The sequence below is a fragment of the Sorangium sp. So ce1014 genome, assembly GCF_051521505.1.
Classification (GTDB): domain Bacteria; phylum Myxococcota_A; class Polyangia; order Polyangiales; family Polyangiaceae; genus Sorangium.
The window spans coordinates 5,710,380-5,726,846 of sequence record NZ_CP150356.1 but is presented as its reverse complement, the minus strand read 5'-3'; the positions used below and the strand labels follow the sequence as shown (position 1 = coordinate 5,726,846).

At 71.2% G+C, this 16,467-nt stretch carries 5 protein-coding genes; 4 read left to right on the top strand and 1 reads right to left on the bottom strand.

All coding sequences use genetic code 11. From position 1 onward, the window contains the following. Positions 1–171: 171 nt before the first annotated feature. The 3 genes from WME75_RS21760 (at position 172) to WME75_RS21750 (ending at position 4,221) form a co-directional block, all read left to right on the top strand. Positions 172–1,581, top strand: a complete 1,410-nt coding sequence (locus WME75_RS21760; protein ID WP_437494015.1) for a hypothetical protein — start codon at positions 172–174, stop codon at positions 1,579–1,581. Positions 1,582–1,887: 306 nt separating this feature from the next. Beyond that, entirely contained in the window at positions 1,888–3,072 is a 1,185-nt protein-coding gene (locus WME75_RS21755) for an alpha/beta hydrolase family esterase (protein ID WP_437494013.1), read from the top strand. 336 nt (positions 3,073–3,408) lie between these two features. After that, the gene (locus tag WME75_RS21750; RefSeq protein ID WP_437494010.1) at positions 3,409–4,221 is read left to right on the top strand and encodes a response regulator transcription factor; all 813 of its coding nucleotides are present in this window, start codon (positions 3,409–3,411) and stop codon (positions 4,219–4,221) included. Between the two features lie 40 nt (positions 4,222–4,261). Here the strand turns inward: WME75_RS21750 and WME75_RS21745 are convergent, their stop codons facing one another. Then, positions 4,262–4,468: a hypothetical protein gene (locus WME75_RS21745; protein ID WP_437494008.1), complete on the bottom strand. Its 207-nt coding sequence runs from the start codon at positions 4,466–4,468 to the stop codon at positions 4,262–4,264. A 318-nt stretch (positions 4,469–4,786) separates the two neighbouring features. Here WME75_RS21745 and WME75_RS21740 point away from each other — a divergent pair, with 318 nt between their 5' ends. After that, the gene (locus tag WME75_RS21740; RefSeq protein ID WP_437494005.1) at positions 4,787–15,991 is read left to right on the top strand and encodes an amino acid adenylation domain-containing protein; all 11,205 of its coding nucleotides are present in this window, start codon (positions 4,787–4,789) and stop codon (positions 15,989–15,991) included. The last annotated feature ends 476 nt before the right edge of the window (positions 15,992–16,467 follow it).

The window sequence follows — 16,467 nt, the reverse complement described above, 5'->3', positions numbered from 1 at the left end:
AAGGATCGCAGCCCCAGATTGCCGGGGCTGGCCGCGCGTGTGCACGACCCGCTGTGGCTCCTCGGCCGCCAGTGGCAGCTCGGCGAGTGGAATGGTGAGGATGCTGCGTCGCCCGTCTCGGCGACCCTCGAGACCGAGGAGGCGCCGCTCGAGCGGTATCTCCCTGCTGCGGTGACGCAGGGCTTGAACACGACGTCGATCCCCTATCCGACCAACACGCCGCTCGAGGCGGTCGTCGAGGCGGAGACTGTCGCCGCCGCGGGATCGGCGATGACGTTGTGGATCTCCGCCTTGGCCGGCCTCGACTTCCTGGCGCTCCTGCCGGCTGAGCTCGCGCCGGCCTGGTCGACCCTTTTCCCGCTCGCCGAGCCGTCCTCGGCCGAATCGTCGTCGTTGCCCGCGGATCAACGGGCGATGTGGCGGCTGCTCGCGCAGGGCGGCCTCGCCGACGGCCGCGCCATCTACGAAGCGCTCGCGCCTGGCGCTGCCGTCGCCGCGCCGCTGCCGCAGGCGCCCGAGCCGGCGCTCGTCGACGCCTGGCGAGCCGCTTATGGATCGTATTTCCAGCCGATCGCCAGCCAGACCTGGAGCGGCGAGCGCCTGAAATACCAGTTCGGCGTCTCGGCGTTCCTTTCGCGCCGCGAGCTCGTCCTCGGCGCCGCCGACTACGACGGCGCCGGGCTCGACTGGTCGTCATTCGACGTCGAGCCGGCGATCACCACGCGATCGCCCATCCCGCGTCGAGACACCGTCTCCACCCCGGCGCGAATTCCGGTTCCTGTGACCTTTCCCGGCATGCCGGTCTCGCGCTTCTGGGAGTTCGAAGACGCGCGGATCAACTTCGCTTCCGTCGACGCCGAGCGCACCGACCTGGCGCGCCTCCTGTTTCTCGAGTTCACCCTGGCGTTCGGCAACGACTTCTTCCTCATACCGCACGCCATGCCCGTCGGCTCCGTCTGCCGCACAGCGTCCCTCCAGGTCAGCGACACCTTCGGCGAGCGGATCTCGATCCCGCCGGCGGATGCGGCGTGGCGGATGTTCCAGCCCTCCGACCGCGCAGGCGCCGCGCAGAACCTGCTCTTTCTGCCGCCGGTCCTGCCGCGCCGGCTCGAAGGCCCCGCCCTCGAGGAGGTGCGCTTCGCGCGCGACGAGATGGCCAACATCGTCTGGGCTCTGGAGAAGCTCGTCGCGGGCCCGCTGGCCCGGTCGATCCGCCGCGCGGAGCAGTACATCGAGACGCATCCGCGCGACGGCGCACCACCCACCCCGCCCGCCGATGGATCCCGCCGCTACCGTCTGGGCACCGCCGTCCCGGACTACTGGTTGCCCTTTGTCCCGGTCACCGACGACGGAGCCCTCTTCTTCAAGCGTGACGGCCTCCTGCCGCCGCAGGGCGCGATCGTCGGCGGCAGCGCTCTCGTGCGTGAGGAAGAGATACCGCGCGAAGGGGTCGAGGTGTCCCGCAGCTTTCAGCTCGCGCGCTGGATCGGCGGCTCGACCTTCCTGTGGGTCGGACGCAAACGCGGCGTCGGCACCGGCGAAGCGTCGAGCGCCCTCAAGTTCGACCAACTGGACCCGTAGGGCGGGGCTTCGTCTCGGCCGCCGAGCGTGCTAGAGTGATCGAGGGCGTCAAGGGTGCGCGAGCCCCGGCTTCTTCGAGCGGGCGCCGCAGGCGCCTGCACCACGAGGTATAGGCCAGTATGCCCATGCCTCGCTCCAGCGGTCTCGGCTATGAGCTCGTCGTAGTCACCTGCATTGGGTGACGCGAGGACAGATGGCGATCCGGGAGCAGGGAGGCGCGGCCGCTTGGCGATGTTTCGCAACCTCGGCACGACCGCTCCAGAGGTCATCGCGTCCGTGGCCTCCGGCAAACAAAGGTGCTGACCCATGATGAACCGAAGAACGAATTCGCCAAAGCAGATCCTGCTGTCAGGAGCGCTGGGCATCGCCCTCTTGGGCTGCGGCAGCGGCAGCGACGGGACCACCGCCGGCGGCGACGGCGGTGGCTCCAGCGGCAATACAAGCGCGGGTCCCTCGGGCAGCGGCGGTAGCACCGCGTCCGCGGATACGACGACCGCGGCAGCGGGCACGACGAGCTCGGCCGGCGGCAACGGCACCGGTGGGAGCGGCGCCGGCGGCGCGGGCACCGGCGGCGCGGGTACCGGCGGCGCGGGTACCGGCGGCGCGGGCACCGGCGGCGCGGGCACCGGCGGCGCGGGCACCGGCGGCGCGGGCGCCGGGGGCAGCGGCACGGGCGGCGAAACCGGGAGCATCACCTGCCCGTCCACCGCGTTGAGGGCTGGCGACACGAACAAGACGGTGACGGTAGGTTCGCAGAATCGGAGCTACGTCTTGCACGTGCCTGCCACGTACGACGGCAGCAAGCCGGTGCCTCTCGTTGTGGACTTCCACCCGCTTGGCGGCTCTGGCCCGTCGGAGCGATCGGGCTCGCCCTATCCGGCGCAGACCGACCCGGAGGGCGTGATCATGGCCTTCCCGAGCGGGCTGTCCGGACCCTCGGGCGGCGCCTGGAACGTGGGGCCCTGCTGCGTGGCCGACACCGACGACGTCGCGTTCGCCAAGGCGCTGGTGGCGCAGATCCAGGAGACCGCCTGCATCGACCCCAAGCGCATCTATGCCGTTGGCTTCTCCATGGGGGGCGGGATGTCCCACTACCTCGCTTGCCACGCGGCCGATGTGTTCGCGGCCGTGGCGCCCGCCGCCTTCGATCTCCTGGAGGAGAACATCGGCGGCTGCGAGCCAGCGCGTCCCATCAGCGTGATCTCGTTCCGAAGCACGTCGGATCCCATCGTGCCCTATGCCGGTGGCTACTCCGCGGTGGTGCGGGGCATGCCCATCACGTTCCTCGGCGCGAAGTCGACCCTCGCGAAGTGGGCCGACATCAATGGCTGCACCGGCTCGCCCTCGGCCGAAGATGGCCAGGGCTGCTCGACCTATTCGAATTGCCGGGACGGCGTCGAAGTGGCGCTCTGCACGAAGCAGGGAGGTGGCCACGACCCCGGCAACGCCGCGGTCGGCTGGCCCGTGCTGAAACGACACACCATGCCCTAGCGCACGTCTGCCATTCTCGGGGAAGGGCGCCCACGAGATTCACTCATCTCTGCGCCCCCTGCGGCGCCGGCTGGGACATCCAGCAGAAGAGCTTCGACTCGCATGACGGCGCGTCGCCCGACGCGCGAAGCGTTCAGCGTTCAGCGTTCAGCTTGCAGCGCCGTTGAAATAATCTGCTCTTGATACACGATCGCATCGTGAGCGCGCCGCCACAGGATGAGCGAGCTCGCGCGTTGACCGCTGACACCCCGATCGGCCATACTGGCGAGCGCTCCTTTGCCTTGCTGCTGCCTGCGCGACCTCGTCGTTCAGTGGCAGGAGCCGATTGGCTGGTCCATGAAGGTCAGCGGAACCACAATATTGACGCGGAAGACCTTGGTGAGCCGGCGATTCGGCTCGGAAGCGTGGCGCGGCTTCTTTCGTGACGTGGCGCTGGCCAACCCCTGGTTCAGGCAGCCGATCACCGCCAGCAGCCTGGTTCCGCTGCCCGAGTTCCTCACGTTCCACGACGAGCTCGTTCGGCGGTTCTATTCCGATGGCCAGGACGCGCTCTTCGAGCTCGGGGCCGAATCGGCCCGCTGGGCGCTCGTCGACGGTCCGCTGCAGCGCTTCGTCCAGGATCCCGAGATCTCCTCGCTGGTCGCGACAACTCAGAGCATCTGGCACCGGTACTTCGCCGAGACGGACAGCCGCTCCGAGGCGACCCTGAAGGATTCCGGCATCGAATTCCGGGTGCGTGACCTCCCCGTCTGGCACCCGTATTTCGAGCATTTTGTGATCGGGTACACAAAGGAGATGCTGGAGATCTATTGCGCCAACCCGGTCTGGGCGCATCGGCTTACGGGGGCACGCGGGACGGCGTACGGCTATCTGCTCACCACCGATCCTGTTCCACGCGCCCCGCCGATCACCGATCGCTCCGGTGCCCGGCACGATCGGCTCCTTCGGCCACGAAAGTCGCTCACGGCGCGCGAGCTGGAGGTGCTGCGGCTCGTCGGGACCGGCAAGACGAACCGCGAGATCGCCACCGTCCTTCGCATCTCGGCGAAGACCGTGCAGCACCACGTCGCCCACGCCTACGACAAGCTCGGCGTCTACAGCCGCGCCGGCGCGACGCTGTGGCTGGCCGAGCGGGGGCTCCTGGGTTGACCTCCAAGGAAGAATCGAAACCGTCGGGTACGCGACGTGATCAACGCCGAGATCGCCCACCTACATCGAGCCCGTTCTCGAGCGTGCCCGTGTAGGCGCTCCCGGCGCCCCTGCTGACGGTCTCCACCTCGCTGCCGGTGATGGCATCGACAGGAGCAACGTCCATGGGGAAGGCCGGGAACCTGTGCCTCAGGTATCCGAGGTCCTCGATGGCGATGTCGTCGGAGAGACCCGTTGAGGCAGCCATCGCCATCTCACCCGGGGCGACTGCGTTCTTTCAAATCCACGCTGGCGTCGCGGTGTCCACACTTCATACTGCGCAGCGGGCTCATCGTGACCGCATTGCAATGCGGCCGACAATGCGTTGGTTGAGCCTGGGTTTTGCCTGGCGCCGGCTCTTGTTGTCCGGATGACCAGGCGGCCGTGATGCCTGCTGAGCGTACGACAGAACAGCAGCAACGTGTGCGTGCAGGTGTGCGCGTGTCGAGCGTCTCGACGCGGCGTGCGGTGGTTTCTCGCGCATCGATGCAACCGACCCCTACCCACTACAAGGAGGTCATCTGCGATGAACGAAATGTGTTATTCGCCGCTCTCTCTGGAGCAAGAGCGCGCCTGGGGGCTCCACCGGAGCCGAGGCGCCGCGCCCGGCTTGCATGAACGGGGCGCGGTGTGGCTGGATGGCGAGCTGGACGTGCCCAGATGGGTCCAGGCCATCGAGAGGCTCGCGGCGCGCCAGGAGATCCTGAGGACGTCCTTCGCAGAGCGCGATGGGCAGCCGGTGCAGGTCGTCTCGCCGCAGGCCGAGATCGCCTTCCGCGAGGTGGATCTCGCCGCCGACGGGCGGTCCCTCTCGGAGGATTCCGCGCTCGAGATGGCTCGCCGGGAGACCTCGCTGCCCCTCGACCCGGAGCGCGGCCCGCTCTGGCGCGTGAGCCTCATCCGCGTGCACCCGAGGCGCCACCTCGTCGCGCTCTCCATGCATCCGATGGTCTCCGATGGCGAGCCGAGCGTGGCGCTGTTCTTTTCGGAGCTGTTCGACGGCTATCACGGCGTCGAGCGGCCGGCGCCGGCGATGCGCTATCAGGACTACGCGCGTCGGCAGCGGGAGCGCAGGACTCCGGAGCTCCTCGACAGGCAGCTCGCGCACTGGCGCCGCGAGCTCTCGGGGGCGCCGGAAGCGCTGGAGATCCGGACGGATCGGCCGCGGCCCGCGGCGCCGACCTTCGCCGCGGGCTCGGCGGAGCGCGCGCTCGATCAGGAGCTCGTGCGAGAGCTCCGCGCGCTGGCGCGGGAGGAGGACGCGGCGCTGTCCGCGGTCTTGCTCGCGGGAATGCATGCCGTGCTCCACCGCACGACAGGCCAGGACGACGTCCTCCTCGGCGTAGCGCTGTCCGGGCGAGATGGCGAGGAGACGAACGGCCTCATCGGGGCATTCGGGAACCTCGTGGTCGTACGGGGCAGGCTGGGCGCGGATCCGAGCTTTCGCTCGCTGTTGCGTCAAGTGCGCCGCTCCATGCAGGAGGGGAAAGAGAACGGAGACCTCTCCTTCTCCTCCCTGGCCGAGCAGCTCTCGCTGCCGCGCGATCCGAGCCGCGCGCCGCTCGTCCAGGCCACCTTCGCCAGCGAGCCGGGCACGCTGGAGCCGAGGCGAGGCGCCCTGCTCACCCTGACGCCGGCGGCGCTAGAGGCGACCGAGGTGGCGTTCGAGCTCGCCGTCCGTGTCGAGGAGTCCGAGGCGAGCGTGATCGCGCGCGTCGAGTTCAATCGCGGCCTCTTCGACCACGCGACGGTCGAGCGGCTGCTCGGGCACTGGGCGGTGCTGCTCCGCGGCGCCGCGAGCGAGCCGGCGCAGCGCGTCTCGGCGCTGCCGCTCCTGACCGAGGAGGAGCGCCGCACGCTGCTGTTCGCGTGGAACAGCGGCGGGGTGTTCGAGCCGCCGCGCGATCGGGTGCACGAGCGGGTCGAGGCGCACGCCCGGCGCACCCCCTCCGCGGTGGCGGTGGTCTTCGAGGAGCAGCGCCTCACCTATGCCGAGCTGGATCGGAGGAGCAACCAGCTCGCCCACCTCCTCCGGGAGAGCGGCGCCGGGCCCGAAGTCCGTATCGGCGTCTGCCTGGAGCGATCGCTCGAGATGATCGTCGCGCTGCTCGGCGTCCTCAAGTCCGGCGGCGCCTACGTCCCGCTCGACCCCTCTTACCCCGAGGAGCGACTCGCCTTCTTGCTGGAGGATGCCAGCGTCCGCGTGGTCCTCACCGAGGAGCGCTTCGCCTCCCGGCTCCGGAGCGGGAGCGCCAGGGTGGTGTCCCTCGACGCGGAGCGGGCCATGATCGAGCGGCAGCCCGAGGACAGGGTAGGGCCCGCGCCGAACGAGGGCCCGGAGAACCTCGCGTACATCATCTACACCTCGGGATCGACAGGGAAGCCCAAGGGGGTGATGGTCACCCACGCCAACGTGGCTCGTCTCTTCGACCACACCGAGAGCGATGTTGGCTACAGCGACCGCGACGTCTGGACGCTGTTCCACTCCTATGCCTTCGATTTCTCCGTCCTGGAGATCTGGGGCGCGCTCTGCCACGGCGGACGGCTTGTCGTGGTGCCATTCCTCACGAGCCGCACGCCGGACGCGTTCTACAGGCTCCTCGGCGACGAAGGGGTGACCGTCGTCTGCCAGACGCCCTCGGCGCTCCGCCAGCTCATCCACGCCGATGCGGCGGCCGAGCCGTCGCTCGGCGGCCGCCCGCAGCTGCGTCTCGTGATCTGCGGCGGCGAGGCGCTCGACGTGGCCATGCTCAAGCCGTGGTGGGAGCGCCACGGGGACAGCCACCCCACGATCCTCAACATCTATGGTCCCACCGAGACGACGGTGTTCGCCACCCGCCGCGCGATGGGTATGCCGGATCTCGAGCGGCCGTGGTCGAGCTCGATCGGCTCCGCGTGCCGCGATGTCCAGGTGCTGCTCCTCGATCGCCACCGCGCGCTCGTCCCCGTCGGCGTCGCCGGCGAGCTCTACATCGGCGGCGCCGGCGTGTCGCGTGGCTACCTGAACCGGCCCGAGCTCACGCAGGAGCGGTTCGTGGAGAGCCCGTTCGGCGCCGGGCCGGGCTCTCGCCTGTACAGGACAGGCGATCTCGCGCGTTATCTCCCCTCGGGCGAGATCGAGTTTCTCGGCCGGATCGACGATCAGGTGAAGATCCACGGCCACCGCATCGAGCTCGGCGAGATCGCGGCGGTGCTGGGCCAGCACCCTTCGGTGCGCGAGGTCGCGGTCGTGGCGCGCGAGGACGCGCCGGGCGACAGGCGGCTCGTGGCGTATGTCGTCCCCCGCGCGGTCGAGGGGGGCTCCGCCAGGGACGAGCGGGCGCTCCTTCCCGCGCTGCGCGCCCTCGCGCAGCGCCATCTACCGGGCTACATGGTCCCGTCCGCCTTCGTGCCGCTCGACGCGCTCCCCACCTCGCCGAACGGTAAGGTCGACCGCAGGGCGCTCCCTGCGCCCGGCGGCGACCGCCAGGAGCTCGCACGCGCCTTCGTGGCGCCGCGCTCCGAGCTGGAGGAGGCGCTCGCAGGCCTCTGGAAGGAGCTCCTGCGCGTGGAGCGCGTGGGCGTGCACGACAGCTTCTTCGAGCTGGGCGGCAGCTCGCTGCACGCCGTCCAGCTGTTCTCCCGCCTCCGCGGCGCCTTCGGGATCGACGTCGGGTTCCAGGAGCTCTTCGATCATCCGACCGTCGCCGGGCTCGCCGCGCTGAGCAAGGGCGGCGGCCGCGCGGCCCCCCGAGAGGAGCATGCCATTCCGCGAGGCACCCGGACGGGGCCAGTCCCCCTGTCGTTCGCGCAGGAGCGCATGTGGTTCCTCCACCGGCTCGCGCCGGAGAGCCGGGCCTACAACTGCCTCTGTCCCTTCCGCCTCACCGGGGACATCCACGTCCAGGCGCTCGACAGGAGCCTCCGTGAGCTCGTCCGCCGCCACGAGATCCTGCGCACCGTCTACACCGAGATCGACGGCCAGCCCGTCCAGATCGTCGCCGAGGACGCCTCCTTCCGGCTCGACGTCGCGGACCTCCAGCACCTCTCGGAGGGCGAGCGCGAGGCCCAGGCGCAGCAGCACATCGAAGCCGAGGCCCAGAGGATCTTCGACCTGAAGCGCGGCCCCGTCTTCCGGGCAGGGCTGCTCCGGCTCGGGCCGCGGGATCACGTCCTCTGGCTGCACATCCACCACATCGCCGTCGACGGCTTGTCGCTCGAGGTGGCGTACCGCGAGATCGCGGCGCTCTACGATGCCTTCTGTCGGGAGGCTCCCCCTCCGCTGCTCGACACGCCGCTCCAGTACGCCGATTTCGCCTCGTGGCAGCGCGAGCAGCTGACGGAGGAGACCCTGTCGGGGCTGCTCGCCGGCTGGAGGCAGAGGCTCCTCGACGTGCCGCCCTTGCTCCAGCTGCCGAGCGATCGCGTCCGGCCGCCGGTCCAGACCTTCCGCGGCGCGACGATCCCGTTCCAGCTCGATCCGGCGGTCGGAAGGGCCATCCGGGACCTCGGCGCGCGAGAAGGCGTGACCGTGAACATGGTCCTCCTGGCCGCGTTCGCCGCGCTGCTCCACCGCGTCACGCAACGCGACGACCTCCTGATCGGCCTGCCGAGCGCGGGCCGGGAGCACGCCGATCTCGAGGCGGCGATCGGCTTCTTCGTCAACGTGGTCCCCATCCGGATCGACGTCTCGGGCGAGCCGTCCTTCGAGGCGCTGCTCCGCCGCGTGAGGGATGTGTGCCTGGACGCCTACGCGCACGACAGGCTCCCGTTCGAGCGGCTCGTCCAGGAGCTCCAGCCCGAGCGGGACCCCAGCTACAGCCCGCTCGTGCAGATCGTGTTCGCGCCGCAGCCGCCCGCGGAGCGCGAGCTCCACCTCACCGGGGTCGAGGCGCGCGCCATCGACACGGATACGAAGAAGACGATCTTCGACGTATCGCTCTATGCCTGGGAGAGCGCCGACAGCGTCGCCGGGATGCTGGAGTACAGCACCGACCTCTTCGAGCGGGCCACGATGGCGCGGATGATGAATCACCTCTTCACGCTCCTCGCCGCCGCGACATCGGACCCTGCGCGCTCCGTCTCGTCGATGCCGCTGCTCGCGGAGCGCGAGCAGCGCCAGCTGCTCGTCGAATGGAACGAACCCGGCGCCGATTTTCCTCGCGACCGGCGCGTCCTGGATCGGTTCGAGGAGCAGGCGGCGCGCGCGCCGCACGCCGCCGCGGTCGTGTCCGATCGCGGATCGCTCGCGTACGGAGAGCTCGATCGCCGGGCGAACCAGCTCGCGCGCCGCCTGCGAGAGCTCGGCGCCGGGCCCGAGACCCTTGTCGCGATCTGCGCGGAGCGCTCGCTGGAGCTGGTGGTCGGGATCCTCGGGACCCTCAAGGCGGGCGCGGCGTATCTCCCCGTGGACGCCGAGATCGCGAGAGAGCGGCTGGCGTTCATCCTCGAGGACTCCGGGGCGCCGGTGCTCCTCACGCAGGCGCACCTCTCCGATCGCCTCCCGCCGTTCGCGGGCGCGGTGATCCGCCTGGACGCCGACTGGCCGGAGATGGCGGCGCTGGAGGAGGCGTCGCCCCCTCCGGTGTGCGCAGGCCCCCGGGACCTGGCCTATGCCATCTACACCTCGGGCTCGACCGGCCGACCGAAGGGCGTGCTCGTGGAGCACCGGAGTCTCATGAACCTCGTGGCGTGGCACGTGCGGCGCTTCGCGGTCTCCTGCGCGGATCGCGCGACCCTTGTCGCGAGCCCCGGCTTCGACGCGTCGGTATGGGAGCTCTGGCCGTATCTGTGCGAGGGAGCGTGCCTGTTCATCCCCGGGGAGCCGCTCCGCCGTTCCCCGGACGAGCTTCGAGCGTGGCTCGTCGCGCGAGGGATCACCGTCTCTTTCTTGCCGACGCCCATGGCGGAGGAGCTCCTGCGCCTCGACTGGCCTGCTTCCACCGCGCTCCGGTACCTGCTCACGGGCGGAGACAAGCTCCGCGTCTGGCCTGGCGCGGCGCTCCCCTTCGACGTCGTGAACAACTATGGTCCGACCGAGGCGACCGTCGTGGCGACCTCGTGCCTCGTGCCGAGGGCGCGGCCGGACGGCGGGACGGCGACGGTCGATCCCTCGATCGGCCGCCCCATCGACAACCTCCGGGTCTACCTGCTCGATCCGCGCGGGGAGCTCGTCCCGGTGGGCGTCCCCGGCGAGCTCTACCTCGGAGGCGTCGGCGTCGCCCGCGGGTACCTGAACCGGCCCGAGCTCGACGCAGCGCGGTTTCTCCCCGATCGGTTCTCGGACGAGCCGGGCGCGCGCATGTACCGCACCGGCGATCGCGCCCGGTGGCTCGCCGACGGGACCCTCGAGTTCCTGGGACGGGTCGACAACCAGGTGAAGATCCGTGGCTATCGTATCGAGCTCGGCGAGATCGAGGCCGTGCTGCGAGAGCACCCCGACGTGGAAGAGGCCGTCGTGGTGGCGCGGGAAGAACCGCCGGGCAACAAGCGGCTTGTCGCCTACGTCATCCCGCGCCTCGAGCACGGCGGCGCCACGGAGCACGCCCCGGCCCTGCAAGCGGAGCACGTCTCGGCGTGGCAGGCGCTGTACGACGGCACCTACGGGAAGGGCGACGCCGGCGTGGATCCGGGCTTCAACATCACCGGCTGGAACAGCAGCTACACCGGCGAGCCCATCGACGCCGGAGCGATGCGCGCATGGCGGGACCACACCGTCGAGCGGATCCTCTCGTTCCAGCCGCGCCGGGTCTGGGAGATCGGCTGTGGGACCGGGCTCCTGCTCTTGCAGCTGGCCCCGCAGTGCGCCGCCTACCTCGGGACGGATTTCTCGGAGCAGGCGATCTCGCTGCTCCGCCCCGAGATCGCGCGCGGCACGCTCTCGCACGTGTCGCTGCAACGCCGGGAGGCCAACGACTTCAGCGGTGTCGAGCCGGGCAGCTTCGATGTGATCGTCCTGAACTCGATCCTCCAGTATTTCCCCGGCGCCGATTACCTGCGCTCGGTGATCGAGGGCGCCGTGCGCGCGGTGGCGCCCGGCGGCGTCGTGTTCCTGGGCGACCTCAGGAGCCTCCCGCTGCTCGAGGCGTTTCACACCTCGGTGCAGCTCCACCGCGCGCCCGCGGGCGCCACCTCGGCCGAGCTGCGGGCCCGGGTGCAGCGGGCGGCCTCGGGTGAGGAGGAGCTCGTCCTCGCGCCCGAGCTCTTTCACGCGCTGCGCGGCCAGGTCCCGGGCGTGGAGCACGTGGAGGTCTGGCTCAAGCGGGGTTCGGGCTCCGACGAGATGACGCGCTTCCGTTATGACGTGGTGCTGCACGTCGGCGTGGCGCCCGAGCCCGTCGTCGTCGGCCGATCGCTGGACTGGGCTGCCTCGGAGGGCCTCGCCGGCGTGGAGCGAGCGCTGCGTGAGGAGGGATCGCTCGGGCTGGAGGTCCTCGGGATCCCGAACGCGCGCGTGCACGCCGACGTGATCGCTGCGCGCCGGCTGCTGGAAGGGGTGCAGGAAGGGGACGGCGTCGCGCTGGCCCGCGCCGCCACGACGGCCGCCGAGGGAGCGATGGCCGCGACCGAGCCGGAGGCGCTGTGGGCGCTCGGCGCGCGCCTCGGCTGCTCGGTCCGGATCACCGGATCGAGGACCTCGGGTCCGGGCTGCATGGACGTGCTCTTCGAGCGCGCCGACGACGCGCCGCGACCGCGCGCCTGGATCCAGGCGCGGCCCGGGGAGACCTTGCCCGAGCGGTCGCTCGCGAACAGCCCTCTCCGGCGGCAGAAGACGCGCGCGATGCCGGCAGGCCTGCGCGAGTTCGCCGCGGCGAAGCTCCCCGACTACATGGTTCCGGCCGCCCTCGTGAAGCTCGACGCGCTGCCGCTCACCGCGAACGGGAAAGTCGACATGGCGGCCCTCCCGGCCGACGACCGCGCAAGGCCCGAGCCGAGGGCGGCGACGCCGGTGCCCGCCTCGAACATCGAGGTGATCCTCAGCGACCTCTGGCGCCAGGTGCTCGGCGTCGACGAGGTCGGGCTCGACGATCCTTTCTTCGAGCTCGGCGGTCACTCGCTGCTCCTCGCCCGGGTCCGCGCGGGCATCCGGGCGCGGCTCGGCGAGGACATCCCCATCATGGACCTGTTCCAGTACCCGACGATCCGCAGCCTCTCTGCCCACCTGAAGAGGGGCCCTCTGGCGGCTGCCTCGGGCGAGAGCACGGTCTCCAGGCGTGGACCCGGCGCCGTGGCCCCCGCGGCCGAGGCGCCGGCGCGGGAGGCGCTCCCCGAGAACGCGATTGCCATCATCGGAATGGCGGGTCGATTCCCGAAGGCGCGCAGCGTCGACGCGCTGTGGTCGATGCTCGAGGACGGGGGGGAGGGGATCGGCTTCTATTCGCCCGAGGAGCTGAGGGCGCTCGGCGTGGACCCGGAGCTCACCCGGTCGCCCAGGTTCATCCCGGCGGCCGGCGTGCTCGACGACGTCATGTGCTTCGACGCGGCGTTCTTCGGCTACAGCCCGCAGGACGCCGTGCTCATGGACCCGCAGCAGCGGGTCTTCCTCGAATGCGCCTGGGAGGCCATGGAGAGCGCCGGGTACAACCCGCTCGCCTACCCGAAGCCGATCGGCGTGTTCGCCGGGAGCGACGCCCCGAGCTACTGGATCGAGCGCGTCGGGCCGCCTCCGGTCGCGCCGAACTCGGAGCACCAGCGGATCTATACCGGGAACGTGACCGACTCCCTGACCACGCGCGTGGCCTACAAGCTGGGGCTCCGGGGGCCGGCGGTGAGCGTCATGACGGCGTGCTCGACGTCGCTCGTCGCGGTGCACCTCGGCTGCCAGAGCCTCGTCACAAGGGAGAGCGACATGGTCCTCGCCGGAGGGGTCGGCGTCCTCTCGCCGCGGAGGATCGGCTACCTCCACGAGGAAGGCTCGGTCACCTCGCCCGACGGCCATTGCCGTCCTTTCGACGCCCAGGCGAGCGGCATCGTGGCCAGCAACGGTGTGGGGCTCGTCGTCCTCAAGCGGTTGAAGGACGCCCTGGACGACGGCGACACGATTCACGCCGTGATCCGCGGATCCGCCGTCACAAACGACGGTGCGCTCAAGGTGGGTTACATGGCGCCGAGCCTGGAAGGGCAGCTCGAGACAATCGCCCGGGCCCACGCCGCTTCGGGCGTCAGCCCGGAGAGCATCACGTACGTCGAGGCGCACGGCGCGGGCACGCGGCTCGGCGACTCGATCGAGGTGGCCGCGCTGTCACGGGCGTTCCGGAGGGCCACCGACAAGGTCGGCTTCTGCGCGCTCGGCTCGGTGAAGAGCAACCTCGGCCACCTCCGCGCGGCCGCCGGGGTGACCGGTCTCATCAAGGCGGCGCTGTCGCTGGAGCACGAGCTCATCCCTGCGACGCTCCATTTCCGCCGCCCCGGCCCCGAGATCGACCTCGCGAGCAGCCCGTTCTTCGTCAACTCCGGGCCGCGCGCGTGGAAGCGCGGCGGAGCCCCGCGCCGCGCCGCGGTGAGCGCCTTCGGCATCGGTGGCACGAACGCGCACGCGGTGATCGAGGAGGCGCCGGAGCCGGCGCCGTCCGGCCCGTCGCGGCGCCGCCAGCTGCTCGTCGTCTCGGCGAGGACGCGCGCCGCGCTCGAGAAGAGCACCGATCGTCTGGCCGAGCACCTGCGGCGCGCGCCGGAGGGCTCGCTCCCCGACGTCGCGTTCACCCTGCAGCGGGGCAGGGTGCCTTTCGCGCACCGCCGCGCGGTGGTGTGCGCGGATCCGGCCTCGGGAGCGGCCTCCCTCGATCGGCGCGACCCGGCCCGCGTCTTCACGCAGGCTGCCGGCGGGCGGCCGCCGGAGGTCGTCTTCATGTTCCCCGGCGCGGGCGCCGAGCGTGTCGGCATGGGGCGTGAGCTCTACCAGCACGAGCGCGCCTACCGCGAGGCCCTGGACCGGTGCGCCGACCGCTTCCGTCGCGAGCTGTCGGTCGACCTCCGCGACCGGCTCTTCCCCGAGGAGCAGGGGCGCTCCCGCGGTGAAGCAGACATCGGCCCTCCGCGCCTCCGCGCGGCCGCCCTCTTCTCGACCGAGTACGCCTTGGCGCAGCTCCTGATGTCGTGGGGGATCCGCCCCGCCGCGCTGTTCGGCCACGGCGTGGGCGGGGTCGTCGCCGCGTGCGTCGCCGGTGTGCTCTCGCTCGACGAGGCGGTCGCGCTTGTCGCGCTGCTCGGGCGCGCGGAAGCGGAAGCGGAAGAGGAGGTCGCCGGGCCGCTCCTCGCGCGCATGGCCCAGCTGGCCGCGTCGATGGCGAGGAGGGCGCCGAGCATCCCCCTCGTCGGACACCTCGCCGGCGACTGGGTGACGGAGACCGACGTCCACGATCCATCGTACTGGGCCCGGCTCCTCGCGGGATCGGCTCGCCCCGACGACCGCATCGCCACGCTGCTCGCCTCGGCCGCTCGCGCCCTCCTCGAGGTCGGGCCCGGCTCCTCCCTGGCCAGCCTGGCGTCGCGGCACCTGGGCGCGGGGGCGGAGCGACCGAGCGCGACGACCCTGGCAGGCCCCGGCGAGGGCCCTGGCGACCTCGAAGCGTTGCTCGCCGCGGTGGGCCGGCTCTGGTGTGCTGGCGTCGACGTCGACTGGGCCGCTTTCTCCGGGGACGAGCGCCGGCGGCGCGTGCCGTTGCCCACGTACCCGTTCGAGCGCGTCCCGCACCAGCTCGACACCACCTGCACCGTGGGCCCAGCCACGGTGCGGTCCCTGTCGCCGAAGCTCTGCAGCCCGCCGGACTCGTCCGGCCCGCCCACGGGCTCGCCGGCGAGCGTGCGGCTGCGGGACGCGCCGCCGCCGGACTCGCCTGCGCCCCTGAGCGCCGCGCTGACGCAGCGGAGCGGGAGCGCCGCGATCCTCCTCCCCCACCGGCGCGCGACCGGACAGCTCCTCGTCACGCTGCAGGCGGGGGCGCCGGACACCGCTCCGCTGTTCCTGATCCCGCCGCTCGGCGGTACGGTCCACGCCTATCACCCCCTTGTGCAGCGCCTGAGCGGCGAGCTGCCCGTCCACGGGATTCAGCCCACCGGCGCCGAGCCGGGCGAGCCGGGCTTCACGTCCGGCTTCACATCCATCCCCGCGATCGCGGCGCGGTACGTGGACGAGCTCCTGAGCGTCCGACCCGAGGGGCCGTACCTCCTCGGGGGGCATTCGGCCGGCGGCGTCGTCGCGTACGAGATGGCGCAGCAGCTGCTCGCGCGAGGGCGCAAGGTGCCTTTGCTGCTGCTGCTGGACACGGGCTTCGACCAGCGCGCGAGCGATCGCTCTCCGGCGAGCGGCCTCGCCCATGAGATGGCGAAGCTCGAAGCCGTCGCGTCGCAGCGATACCGCAGCTTCGTCGCGGCCATGGCGGACGACGCGCGGCTCCGCGCCGAGGTCACGAGCACGTGGCAGGCCCTCGCGAGCTACGCGCCGAAGCCGACGGACGCCAGCGTCCTGTTCCTGCGCGCGCGGGAGCAGGTCAGCCCGGAGGACGCGGCCGCCGTCAGCGCCTGGATGGAGCTGGCGCGAGCGGCGTTCGCCCTGCAGGTGGTGCCCGGCAACCATTTCACGATGATGGAGCCGCCCCACGTCGCGCACGTCGCCCGCGCGATCCAGCAGCACATCGCGGGCGCGCTGAGGCCCGTGCTCGTCGACGCCCTGGAGGGGCGGGCGCTCCGGAGGCCGAGGGCGAGGCCCCTCGGCGCGGAGAGCGGGCCCGAGAGCGGCCCGCCGTCGCGCTGAGAGCCTGCTCTCCGCGCCGTCAAGGACCAGTCTGGCCGCTCACGCGTCGATCGGTGGAGTAGCCCACCTCGGGTCGCGCAGCGCGTTGTCCACGGTCGCGCAGCGCGTTGCCCACGGTCGCGCACCGCGTTGTCCACGAACGATTCAAACGTCAGAATGGCCCAATTGCACCTTTCTGGATGCACTGGACTCGTGAGGAAAGCGCGTTCACGCCAGAAACGCCGGTCTTTAGCGGCCGAACGAGCTCCCGTTGGGTGCTCCCTGGGGCGGGCAAGGGCCCGCTCGATATCCGCGCTTCGCTCGTCGTGGCGCTATCCGGCATGGCTGGATCGCGCGCGCGAACTTTCCGGTTGATGTACCTCGCGGATGGAGCTCTAAAGTAAAGGTGGCTCGTCGGCGTGCGGCTGGCGTGACGAGCCGAACGTCCACGGCGAGCTGCGCGTGATCCATGGGCGAGGCATCACGAACCCGGAGTC